This window comes from Vibrio salinus, from assembly GCF_021272385.1.
Lineage (GTDB): Bacteria > Pseudomonadota > Gammaproteobacteria > Enterobacterales > Vibrionaceae > Vibrio > Vibrio salinus.
The window spans coordinates 863,994-876,177 of the sequence record NZ_JAJSDZ010000005.1; the positions used below are offsets into that span (position 1 = coordinate 863,994).

The 12,184-nt window shown below is 44.0% G+C and carries 14 protein-coding genes; all 14 read right to left on the reverse strand.

The window, feature by feature from the left end:
• Positions 1–12: 12 nt before the first annotated feature.
• Positions 13–1,134 carry a flavodoxin-dependent (E)-4-hydroxy-3-methylbut-2-enyl-diphosphate synthase gene (gene ispG / locus LRQ06_RS04135; protein ID WP_232765172.1) on the reverse strand — a complete coding sequence of 374 codons (1,122 nt, stop codon included), beginning with the start codon at positions 1,132–1,134 and terminating at the stop codon, positions 13–15.
• Between the two features lie 8 nt (positions 1,135–1,142).
• The gene (gene rodZ / locus LRQ06_RS04140) at positions 1,143–2,153 is read right to left on the reverse strand and encodes a cytoskeleton protein RodZ (RefSeq protein ID WP_232765173.1); all 1,011 of its coding nucleotides are present in this window, start codon (positions 2,151–2,153) and stop codon (positions 1,143–1,145) included.
• Between the two features lie 280 nt (positions 2,154–2,433).
• Positions 2,434–3,558, reverse strand: coding sequence for a dual-specificity RNA methyltransferase RlmN (rlmN, locus tag LRQ06_RS04145; RefSeq protein WP_232765174.1), 1,125 nt, complete (start codon positions 3,556–3,558; stop codon positions 2,434–2,436).
• Between the two features lie 208 nt (positions 3,559–3,766).
• Positions 3,767–4,192: a nucleoside-diphosphate kinase gene (ndk, locus tag LRQ06_RS04150; RefSeq protein ID WP_232765175.1), complete on the reverse strand. Its 426-nt coding sequence runs from the start codon at positions 4,190–4,192 to the stop codon at positions 3,767–3,769.
• A 24-nt stretch (positions 4,193–4,216) separates the two neighbouring features.
• Positions 4,217–5,506 carry an aminopeptidase PepB gene (gene pepB / locus LRQ06_RS04155; RefSeq protein WP_232765176.1) on the reverse strand — a complete coding sequence of 430 codons (1,290 nt, stop codon included), beginning with the start codon at positions 5,504–5,506 and terminating at the stop codon, positions 4,217–4,219.
• A gap of 166 nt (positions 5,507–5,672) precedes the next feature.
• Positions 5,673–5,867, reverse strand: a complete 195-nt coding sequence (iscX, locus tag LRQ06_RS04160) for a Fe-S cluster assembly protein IscX (RefSeq protein ID WP_232765177.1) — start codon at positions 5,865–5,867, stop codon at positions 5,673–5,675.
• Positions 5,868–5,892: 25 nt separating this feature from the next.
• On the reverse strand, positions 5,893–6,231 hold the full coding sequence (gene fdx, locus LRQ06_RS04165; protein ID WP_232765178.1) for an ISC system 2Fe-2S type ferredoxin: 339 nt from the start codon (positions 6,229–6,231) through the stop codon (positions 5,893–5,895).
• Positions 6,232–6,269: 38 nt separating this feature from the next.
• Complete coding sequence (gene hscA / locus LRQ06_RS04170; RefSeq protein ID WP_232765179.1) at positions 6,270–8,120, reverse strand: Fe-S protein assembly chaperone HscA; 1,851 nt, start codon at positions 8,118–8,120, stop codon at positions 6,270–6,272.
• Between the two features lie 23 nt (positions 8,121–8,143).
• Complete coding sequence (gene hscB, locus LRQ06_RS04175; RefSeq protein WP_232765180.1) at positions 8,144–8,659, reverse strand: co-chaperone HscB; 516 nt, start codon at positions 8,657–8,659, stop codon at positions 8,144–8,146.
• 72 nt (positions 8,660–8,731) lie between these two features.
• Positions 8,732–9,055, reverse strand: coding sequence for an iron-sulfur cluster assembly protein IscA (iscA, locus tag LRQ06_RS04180; RefSeq protein WP_232765181.1), 324 nt, complete (start codon positions 9,053–9,055; stop codon positions 8,732–8,734).
• Positions 9,056–9,125: 70 nt separating this feature from the next.
• On the reverse strand, positions 9,126–9,509 hold the full coding sequence (iscU, locus tag LRQ06_RS04185; protein ID WP_232765182.1) for a Fe-S cluster assembly scaffold IscU: 384 nt from the start codon (positions 9,507–9,509) through the stop codon (positions 9,126–9,128).
• Between the two features lie 36 nt (positions 9,510–9,545).
• Complete coding sequence (locus LRQ06_RS04190) at positions 9,546–10,760, reverse strand: IscS subfamily cysteine desulfurase (protein ID WP_232765183.1); 1,215 nt, start codon at positions 10,758–10,760, stop codon at positions 9,546–9,548.
• A gap of 27 nt (positions 10,761–10,787) precedes the next feature.
• Positions 10,788–11,309: a Fe-S cluster assembly transcriptional regulator IscR gene (iscR, locus tag LRQ06_RS04195; RefSeq protein ID WP_232765184.1), complete on the reverse strand. Its 522-nt coding sequence runs from the start codon at positions 11,307–11,309 to the stop codon at positions 10,788–10,790.
• A 114-nt stretch (positions 11,310–11,423) separates the two neighbouring features.
• A complete protein-coding gene (gene trmJ, locus LRQ06_RS04200; protein WP_232765185.1) occupies positions 11,424–12,158 on the reverse strand; it encodes a tRNA (cytosine(32)/uridine(32)-2'-O)-methyltransferase TrmJ in 735 nt (244 codons plus the stop codon).
• Between the last annotated feature and the right edge of the window lie 26 nt (positions 12,159–12,184).

Genomic DNA, 12,184 nt, shown 5'->3' on the forward strand with positions numbered 1-12,184 from the left:
TAATTCTTTAGATTATTTGTCCACTGGTGTTACATCAATACGATTACTTTCATCCAAAATGGATGCTTTGGCCCGTATTTTTGCTTCTAACTGATTCACCAGATCATGATTATCGAAACGTTCTTTCTGACGTTTACCATCTTCATAGAAGGCACTTTTCTTATTACCGCCAGCTAACCCCAACTGAGAGGCTTCTGCTTCTCCAGGTCCATTGACAACACAACCAATGATCGAAACGTCCATAGGCGTTAACACATCTTCTAACCGTTGTTCTAATTCATTGACCGTTCCAATTACGTCAAATTCCTGACGAGAGCAGGTTGGACAGGCGATAAAATTAATGCCCCGGGAGCGTATTCTCAGGGATTTGAGGATATCAAAGCCCACTTTGATCTCTTCAACCGGATCCGCAGCAAGGGAAACCCGCAAGGTATCACCAATCCCTTCCGAGAGTAGAAGTCCTAATCCAATTGCGGACTTCACAGCCCCTGCCCTCGCGCCACCCGCTTCGGTAATACCAAGGTGTAAAGGCTGATCAATTTGCTTCGCCAGAAGACGATAAGAATCCACAGCGAGGAAAACATCGGATGCTTTTACACTCACTTTAAACTGATCAAAATTCATTTTATCCAGAATATCAACATGACGCATGGCCGATTCGACTAATGCCTGAGGTGTAGGCTCCCCATATTTTTGCTGAATATCTTTCTCTAACGATCCACCGTTAACACCGATACGGATAGGAATATTTTTATCACGAGCACAATCGACAACCGCCTGAATGCGATCTTCCCGGCCAATATTTCCAGGGTTAATACGTAAGCAATCCACACCGTATTCTGCCACTTTTAGCGCGATACGATAATCAAAATGGATATCGGCAATTAAAGGGATCGAAACCTGCTGCTTAATCAGCTTAAAGGCTTCAGCAGCATCCATGGTAGGAACCGACACGCGAACCAGATCGGCCCCGACTTTCTCAAGTGATTTGATTTGTTGAACGGTCGCCTCTACATCGGTAGTACGAGTATTTGTCATTGACTGAACAGTGATGGGAGCACCATCACCGATAGGAACATCGCCTACGTAAATACGAGTCGAACGGCGACGTTTAATTGGAGATTCCTGTTGCATATTCGTTTCTATGGTAAGGTGAATCGAGCTACTTTACCTGAAGTATACCGAGAAAGGTCGACAGGTTCACCTGCAAATGTAATAGAAACCCCTTCCGGAGCACCTAAAACAATACTAAATGGTGTTTCACCTTTAAGATTAAAATGATGACCAGCCTTTTTCAGTCCGACAGCCAAAGTATTGCCGTTAGCATCCTGAACCCGGACCCAACAATCTTTCTCAAATTTCATTGATAACTGAGCCTTTAATGACTGACTATTATTGGCAAGCGTTGTGACGCTTTTTTCTGGTGCGGCTGCCACTTCAGATTTCGTTTCAGATACAGTTGAAACTTTTGATTTTTCCGAAATTGCTTCATTTTTTTCAAAAGCAACGCCTGAGTCACTTATTTCAGAATGTTCTGCAGACTTATCTGCAGATGATATATTTTCAGGAGCGATTTCATCTTCAACCTTTTTCTGAACAACATTATCTGCAGGTGCAGCAGAATTTTCGTTACCGGATTTTATTGACTGAAATTCAGACGGTGTATCATTTTTGTCTGCTGCCGGTGAAACACTGCCATTGTCTGACTCAGATACACCAGTCGGCCTTAATGAATCCAATTGTTGATTCTGATACCACCATACGGAAGAAATACCGATAACCACCACAATAATACAAAAAGTCAGCAAATTGATTCGATTATTATGTTGTCTTTTGGACGTTTTTCTGGAAAAACTCTTCATATCGAGCGTATCGGTTTTCTCAAAACCAGAAAACTGATCAAATGAAGATAAAATCAACTGCTCGTCCACACCAACCAATTTGGCATATGAACGAACATATCCTCTTGTAAATGTAGCAACTTTATCAATGTCAAAATTATCAGCTTCAAGAGATTCAACGATAGTTGACCTTAAACGCAAACGCTCCGCTACCTGTGCGATAGATAAACCTAAAGATTCACGTTTTTCTTTAAGTAATTGCCCTGGTGTAATCTGTATTTCAGGGCTGATTGCATCAGTCTCTTTATCCATCCGGGAATTCGTTCTCTATTTTTATGATGATGCTCTTTTTAAAATTTTTTGATCATTATTGTTATAAAAAGTGCATACAATTAAATTGATATTTTTATATTAACGTTAAAAATACTACGGACTCAAATAGTTTGTTATCTGCAAGGATATTCTAAAGTATTATAAATGTTACACAATAAGATGCTTTGATAGTAACGCGTTTATACTTTAGGTTTTGCTTTTATTTGACAAAAATCACGAACGTTGCACAAAAAAGCCAGACATTTTGTCTGGCCTATTACTAGTTGACTGCTTTTACGGGAATTGGTTCCCCGATATTCCGATTTATTTTTGTTCGTTTCGTCTTATCTATCACATCACCGACTAACTGACCACAGGCGGCATCAATGTCATCTCCGCGGGTTTTCCGGCAGGTTACGGTGTGCTCATAAGCCATCAATGTTTTCATAAACCGATCAATTCTTGAATTACTTGGTTTCCGGTACGGCGAACCGGGATAGGGATTGAAAGGAATAAGATTAATTTTGCAAGGCGTCCCTTTCAGTAACTTCGCCAATTCGTGAGCGTGTTCTGTTCCATCATTCACATGATCCAATAAAACATATTCAACGGTCACTTTTCCCCGGTTAGCATTCGAAGACGCAATATAAGTGCGTACCGATGATAGAAAATCCTGAATGTCCCAACGATCATTAATTGGCATAATTTCACTGCGCAATTTATCATTCGGCGCATGCAAAGAAATTGCCAGAGCCACATCTATGCGGCCGGTCATTTGGTCAAGTCCCGACACAACCCCGGAAGTGGACACTGTGACCCGGCGTTTTGATAACCCAAAACCCAAATCGTCCAACATAATTTCCAAAGCGGGAATCAGGTTTTTCATATTCAGCAACGGCTCACCCATTCCCATCATGACTACATTCGAAATGGGCCGGCGACCCGTCTCTTTTTCCAGTCCGATTTCCCGGGCTGCGCGCCAGACCTGCCCGATGATTTCTGACACCCGTAAATTGCGGTTAAAACCTTGCTGAGCCGTCGAACAAAATTTGCATTCCAAAGCACAACCCACCTGAGAAGAAACACACAATGTGGCCCGATCCTCTTCAGGGATGTAAACCGTTTCCACATCCTGATCACCGACTCTCATTGCCCATTTGATGGTTCCATCCGACGAATGTTGTGCAGCCGAAACCAGTGGGGCTTTAATTTCACAACGTTGGCGCAGTTTTTCTCGTAATACTTTATTAATATTGGTCATTTGGTCAAAGTCATCACAACCAAAGTGATAAATCCACTTCATCACTTGATCGGCACGAAATGCTTTCTCTCCCAATTCATCAGCAAAAAACTTTCGCATATCCTGACGATTAAAATCGAGTAGATTAATTTTGTCCGTGGTCATGGTGCCTCTCAGTAACCAAACATTAAATTTAGGGCGCGCATTGTACAGCCTTTGCCCAATATCAACAAGTATTTCAGTGCGCCCATATGTTAACAGCCAAGCGGTAAAACAAAAATAAAATTGATGACTTTTTAACCAGACCAATCAACAAAAAAACCCGGTATCTGCCTGACAGAATCCGGGTTTTATATTTGAAACAAATTGTTAATTAGCGGGGACAGATTTCTGATTCAGGGAAAAAGAAAGCGATCTCTCTTGCCGCCGATTCAGGACTGTCACTCCCGTGAACGGAATTGAACCGTTTGCTCTTGGCATAATCCGCCCGAATGGAGCCACAGCTCGCCTCAGCCGGATCGGTTTTTCCCATTAACTCACGGTAGCGGACAATCGCATTTTCGCCTTCCAGTACCTGTACCATAATCGGCCCGGAAGTCATGAATGCCACCAGATCAGAATAAAAAGGTTTATCTTCATGCTCAGCATAAAACCCTCCAGCCTGCTCTGAGGTTAAATGCACCATCTTTGCGGCAACGATTTGAAATCCCGCTTTTTCAATGCGGTGGTATATTTCACCGATCAAGTTTCGTTCAACGGCGTCTGGTTTTATAATGGAAAACGTTTTTTCTAGCGCCATACTCATTCCTTTTTTATTTTCTGATTAAGCTGACTCACCTAATATTCCGGCTAAGGTGCGAATACCGCTTCCGGTCGCACCTGCAGCCCATTTATCGCTAGGTGACTTACGATAAGTTGCGGAACAGTCAAAATGTAACCACCCCTGATGATAATTTTCAACAAAATGCGATAAAAACCCGGCGGCAGTACTGGCACCCGGCGCATAATCCCCGGAAGCAATATTTGACAAATCAGCAAACGCCGATGGCAACATATCACGGTGGAAAGAAGCCAAAGGCAATGGCCACAAGCCTTCTTTTTCTTCTTTGGCAACACTTAATGCCTTATGGGAAAGCGAGTCATCGTAAGACAATAACGCGTGATAATCATTGCCCAGAGCATTTTTTGCTGCTCCAGTAAGTGTAGCGCAATCAATGATTAATTCCGGTTTTTGTTCACAGGCATAGATAAGACCATCAGCAAGAACCAAGCGCCCTTCCGCATCCGTATTGTTGACTTCGACGGTTTTGCCATTTTTGTAGGAAATGATATCACCCACTTTCAATGCCCGGCCATTCACCATATTCTCGGCACAACACAGAATCAGCTTCACTCTCTTATTCAGCCCCCGGAGAATCGCCAGAGCCAGACCTCCGGTGACCATTGCAGAGCCGCCCATATCCGCTTTCATCGCCGCCATAAAATTAGCAGGCTTCAAGCTATAACCGCCCGAATCAAAAGTAATGCCTTTACCGACCAGACACGCATAAACCGGTGCGTTCTCATCACCAGTCGGATTAAAATCAAGCTGCAGCATTGCTGACGTCCGGTTTGAGCCCCGTCCGACCGCAAAAATACCTTCCCAGCCTTCCGTCAATAAATCTTTATCTTTCACAATCCGGTAAGTGACATTGCCCGGAGCCAGAGATTTAATAAATTCCGCCGCCATCGTCGCCAGTTGTCGCGGCGCCACTTCCTCTGCGCTTTTATTCACGATGTCTCTTGCCCAACCAGACACTTTCATTCGGGCTTCCAATTCCGCCTGCTCAGCCTCATCAAGTTCCGGCCAGGTAAGTTGATTTAGTTTCTTAGGATCCCGGTATCCCTGAAAGAATGCCCATATAGATTCAAGATCCCATCCATCCCCGGTCAGTTGAGCGTTTCGAATCCCCTGACCATCCAGTTTTCTGGCGGCTTTTTGTGCTGATATTAAAATGTCGCCACCGGAGACATGAATAGTCACTCCAGATTCAGAAAAAGAAAGAAGGGCTTTGTCGCCCCATTGCTCAGGAGCCGATTCCTGACTAATAAATACTGACATGTATACAGACATGGTTTCTCCTTGTCTATGGCTTCATCTTCGCCATTTCATATAGTTAACGTTATTGATGTTAGCATTATGTAGAGTGAAAATGTCAAATAAATAAAAAAGCGGACAATAAGAGCCCGCTTTCTTAAAAAAATGTTAACTAAATAAAAAACTGAAAGAATTGAATGAGTTAATCCATTTCATCCATCCAGCAAAGAATGATGGCTTCCAGAATCTTTTCATTTGATTTATCAGGCTCATCATCAAATTCTTCCAGATCAACGATCCACTGATGTAAATCGGTAAAGCGTACATTTTTAGGGTCAATCTCCGGATATTGCTCACAAAGTTCAATCGCAATATCTCTGGAATCTGTCCATTTCATTTTATTGCCTCACATTGCTTTATGTCTAATGATCTTCCGCCGCGTGATTCAGCGTATACTTAGGGATTTCAACCACTAAGTCTTCATCTGCCACAGTAGCCTGACATCCAAGACGCGACTCAGGCTCCAGCCCCCATGCTTTATCCAGCATGTCATCTTCCAATTCATCACTTTCGTCCAGTGAATCAAAGCCTTCTCTGACAATGACATGGCATGTCGTACATGCACAGGATTTTTCACAAGCATGTTCAATTTCAATGCCATTCTCCAGTGCCACATCCAATATACTGTCACCGCTTTGAGCATCGATAACAGCCCCATCCGGACACAACTCTTCATGTGGTAAAAAAATAATCTTAGGCATACTGGCTTTCTCTACTCGTTATTTCTCTTATCATCGATTTATAAGTCATTAACAGAATGACCTGACAACGCTGCACGGATAGATTTATCCATCCGTCGTGAAGCAAACTCCTGACTGGTCTTATCTGCATTTTTAATTCCCAGCTCTATCGCATCGGCATCGTCGCCATTACGTAACTCAATCAAAGACTCGATGGCAGCAAGCAAATCCTGTTTTTCCTGCTCATTTAATAATTCATCCCCATCAGCCTGCATGGCGGATATCAGACCTTCAATGACACGGTCCGCTTCAACTCTCTGCTCAATCAGCATACGGGCTTTCATATCCTCTTCCGCATAAGACATTGACTCTTTCAGCATGGTCGTCACTTCATCATCACTTAAACCGTAAGAGGGTTTAACCTGTATTTCAGCATGAACGCCGGTGCTTTTTTCCATGGCTGTAACTGATAATAGTCCATCTGCGTCAACCTGGTAAGTCACCCGGATATGTGCCGCGCCAGCCGCCATTGGGGGAATACCTTTCAAGGCAAATCTGGCTAACGAACGACAGTCTTTCACCATATCCCGCTCCCCCTGAACGGTGTGAACCGTCATGGCTGTCTGTCCATCTTTAAAGGTGGTAAATTCCTGAGCTCTGGCAACCGGAATCGTGGTATTACGGGGAATGATTTTTTCCACCAGCCCGCCCATGGTTTCAATACCAAGAGACAATGGAATCACATCAAGTAACAGCATTTCGGCATCCGGCTTATTACCGGCAAGAATATCAGCCTGAACCGCAGCACCAATCGCCACCACTTCATCCGGGTTAATACTTGTTAAAGGCGTTTTACCAAAAAACTCACCAACCTGTTCCCGCACGGATAAAGTTCGTGTTGAACCACCGACCATGACGACTTCAAGGACATCATCAACATCGACTTCCGCATCTCTCAATGCCCGGCGACATGACATCAGCGTTTTCTTTATCAGAGGCTGAATTAACTCATCAAGCTGAGCTCTGGACACATTGCCCTGCCAGTCCCAAATCGCCACCCCGGTCTGATCCGAGTTGGATAATGCAATTTTTGCAGCCGTTGCCGTATCCAGTAATTCCCGATATTGTTCGGATGATAACGCCCCTTCGACGCCAGCCTGCTCTTTAATGTAATCAGCAAGCAAATGGTCAAAATCGTCGCCGCCAAGCGCCGAATCGCCCCCGGTGGCCAGCACTTCAAAAACGCCTTTGGATAACCGTAAAATGGAAATATCAAACGTTCCGCCACCCAGATCATAAACAGCGATAATACCTTCCTGTCCGGAATCCAGCCCGTAAGCGATGGCAGCCGCGGTCGGTTCATTTAACAGACGCAAAACATGGAGACCGGCTAATCTCGCCGCATCTTTCGTACTTGCTCTCTGGGCATCATCGAAGTAAGCCGGAACAGTAATCACAACCCCGGCAAGCTCTCCCCCCAAGGCCTCTTCAGCCCGCTTGCCCAGATTTTTTAAGATATCCGCTGAAACCTGTACCGGATTTTTATCACCCGATGACGTCTGAATCACAGGCAAACCATTTTCGCTGGCTTTAAACAGATAGGGTAAGTTTGGATATCGTTGCTGTATATCCTGCAAGGAACGTCCGATTAATCGTTTAACGGAAATAATGGTATTTTCGGGGTCGGTCTGAGCCAGATGACGCGCTGCATCACCAACAAATATCTCTTCCCCACTATAATGAACAACAGATGGAACGATACTACGTTGATTTTTTACCAACGTCTCAGCCTGACCGCTTCTGACGGTTGCAACCAGAGAGTTAGTGGTTCCCAAATCAATTCCGGCAGCTAATTTATGCTCATGCGGTGCCGCACTAAGACCTGGTTCGGCTATTTGCAGTAATGCCATTACAACTTTCCTTTACATCCGAATTAGCCCAAAAGCGATTCTTCTACCCGGGCTACTTCACTTTTTAATTTGGCGATAAATTTTAATTTACGAACGGAAATCGCAGCAGATTCCCATGATTCGCTATTCAACTGTGTTTCGACCTGATTGATCAAGGTTTTGTATTGTTTTGTAACTTTTGAATCAAAATCGAACAAAGCCGTTTCAACATCATCGGAGGATTCAATGCCTTCCAGCTCTTCACGCAGTTCCATTTGCTGCATCAGAAAATCCAAATCCTGCATGGTTTGCTGTTCATCCCGAATATCAACGCCACTCAGTGACAACAAATATTCTGCCCGACGAATGGGATTTTTTAACACCTGAAAGGCATCATTTATTTCTGACGCTTTCTGGACAGCCAGTAAGCGTTCACGTTCCGTGCCCGATGCAAAATTATCAGGGTGAAACCGCTTTTGTAATTCTCTAAATTGAGAAGCAAGAAGGCTACCATCCACAATAAACTGCGTTGGTAGCCCAAATAATTCAAAATAATTCATGTCGTCACTAGCCTTTATTATCACTGGCAGTTGAACTGTTCCGACTATCTGTACAATAAAACTACCGGTAACTTAAACATTGAAACTTTCACCACAACCGCATTCGCCTTTCACATTCGGGTTGATGAATTCAAAACCTTCGTTTAGTCCCTGTTTCACATAATCAAGCTGGGTTCCATCGAGGTAGACCATACTTTTCGGGTCAACAATGACTTTGACACCGTTGGATTCAAATACTTCGTCTTCTTCGTTGAGCTCATCAACAAATTCAAGAACGTATGCCATACCAGAGCATCCCGTTGTCCTTACCCCAAGGCGTAAACCAAGACCTTTACCCCGGTTTGTCAAAAAGGATTTAACACGATCTGCTGCAGTTTCACTCAAAGAAATGGACATACAAAAACCTTACGCACTGTAAAAATAAAATTCATTAAGGGGACGCCTTAACGCGTCCCGCTAGTTTACATCATTCCTGATGCTTTTTCTTATAATCAGCAACAGCAGCTTTAATTGCATCTTCCGCCAAAATCGAGCAGTGGATTTTTACCGGTGGTAATTCCAGCTCTTCGGCAATTTCTGCGTTTTTAATTGCAGCCGCTTCATCGATAGATTTACCTTTAACCCATTCCGTTACCAGTGAACTGGATGCAATGGCACTACCACAACCATAAGTTTTAAATTTTGCATCTTCAATAATGCCTTCTTCCGACACTTTGATTTGCAGTTTCATTACATCGCCACAGGCCGGTGCGCCAACCATACCGCTACCAACAGCCGGATCTTCTTTATCAAAAGAACCAACATTACGCGGATTTTCATAGTGATCGATTACTTTTTCGCTATATGCCATAATTTTTACCTCGAACCCTCGACTTCCCTGAAGTGATTAGTGACTCGCCCATTCTACAGAGCTTAAATCAATCCCTTCTTTATGCATATCCCATAGAGGAGACATGTCACGGAGTTTATTAACAGCCACGCGGATTTGCTCAGCCACGTAGTCAATCTCTTCTTCGGTCGTATAACGGCCAAATGAAAAACGGATCGAACTGTGCGCCAGTTCATCATCTAATCCCAGCGCTCTGAGAACATAAGACGGCTCCAGACTTGCCGATGTACATGCACTGCCTGAGGAAACCGCCAAATCTTTTAAAGACATCAGAAGCGATTCACCTTCAACAAACGCAAAGCTGAGATTCAGATTATGAGGCATACGCTGTTCCAGATCGCCATTCACCGTCACCTCTTCAAGCCCTTGCAAATTTTTCAGAAGGCGATCACGTAATGATTTGGCATGATCGTAGTCTTTCTGCATTTCTTCTTTTGCAATACGGAACGCCTCTCCCATCCCCACAATCTGGTGAGTCGGCAGAGTACCAGAACGGAAACCGCGTTCATGACCACCGCCATGCATCTGGGCTTCCAGACGTACCCGGGGTTTACGCCTTACATACAGGGCACCAATACCTTTGGGACCGTAAATTTTATGCCCAGACAAAGAAATCAAATCCACTTTTATTGCCTGTACATCAATCGGCAATTTACCGGCGGACTGCGCGGCATCGACATGAAAAATAATTTTTTTCTGGCGACACATTTCTCCAATTGCGGCGATATCCTGTATCACACCAATTTCATTATTCACGTGCATGATCGAAACCAACACAGTGTCTTCACGCATTGCCGCTTCTAACTTATCCAGATCAATCAGACCATTCGGTTCCGGATCTAAATACGTTACTTCAAACCCTTCCCGTTCCAACTGCCGGCAGGTATCTAACACAGCTTTGTGCTCTGTTTTTGAAGTGATGACATGCTTGCCTTTTTTACCATAAAAATGAGCAGCCCCTTTGATCGCCAGATTGTCGGATTCCGTCGCTCCGGAAGTAAACACAATCTCACGGGGGTCAGCATTCAGTAGATTTGCAATATGCTCTCGAGCGGTATCAACCGCCTCTTCTGCCTGCCAACCATAACGATGCGATCGCGATGCCGGATTACCAAACACCCCATCCATTGTCATGTACTGAACCATCTTTTCTGCAACACGGGAATCAACCGGACATGTCGCTGAATAGTCTAAATAAATAGGCAGTTTCATTTCTTACTCCAATGTAAAACTTCGCTATTATGAGCGAGCACTCAAATCGGTATTCGCCATGCCTAAAGAGGCTGACTGAGAACTATTCTGACTGTGCTTATTGTCAACAATGAGTTCTATTTTCTGACGATCGGAAACTTTTAATACTTCATGATCGTTCATTAACTCGCCTAGCGTAATATTATTTAAAAAATCACTGATACGTGAACTCAAATCTCGCCACAGGGCGTGCGTCAGGCAACGACTACCACACTGACAGTCCCCTTTACCGTTACACTTAGTTGCATCTACTGATTCGTCAACCGCTGAAATGATATGACCGACTGAAATAGCAAACGCGTCCGCGCCCAGGCGATAGCCTCCACCCGGTCCCCGGATACTGGCAACAAGGCCGGCTTTTCTTAATTTGGAAAATAACTGCTCCAAATAAGATAAAGAAATACCTTGTCTTTCTGAGATATCTGCCAAAGGCACAGGACTATTTTCTGAATGCAGAGCAACATCTAACATCGCCGTTACGGCATATCTTCCTTTAGAAGTGAGCCTCATAAAATAACCTTTTCCACAATTGAACTATGGGTAATAGTTTCACATACCTGACTAATTTGGTCAAGTATTTATTTGACTAAATTAGTCAGGTATTACAGATTCCAGAAGTTATTGTTATTTACCAATTTGGCTCAAACGTTTCTCAATAGAGGTAAGTATACCTCTCAGTATATTGAGTTCCTGCACTTCAGGTCTGGCCCGGTTATATAATCGACGCATCTTATTGATGACCTGATTCGGCTTATCCTTCTCTATAAACTCTGTCTGCAATAGGACGTTTTCAAGGTGTTCATAGAACATTTCCAGTTCTTTATGCCTTGGATAGTCATCCGGTTGTGTTTGCCGGTAGTGAGATTGCACTAATTGTAAATGGGCCATACGAACTTCATAAGACAGTGTCTGTACCGCCATAGCCAGATTTAAAGAGCTGTATTCAGGATTGGCGGGGATCGCCACATGGTAATGGCAAAGCTGCAATTCATCATTGGTTAATCCGGTTCTTTCACGTCCAAAAACCATTGCAGCCATATGTTGACAAGCTTCGGTTGCTACTTTTTCGCCACATTCCCGGGAAGTCATCATCGGCCATTCTAAAGAACGGGAACGGGCACTGGAGCCTACAACCAGCGCACAATCCTCAATCGCTTCCTGAAGCGTAGAAACAACGGTAGCATTCAAAGCAATATCGCTGGCTCCGGCAGCCAAAGCAATCGCCTGACCATCCACTGAACACTGGGGATCGACCAGAACCATGCGGCTCAGTCCCATCACTTTCATTGCTCTGGCAGCCGAACCAATATTTCCTGAATGTGAAGTACCAACCAGCACCACTTTTACATTTTCAAGCATGTCGTTACCGCTTCCGAATCTCAAGA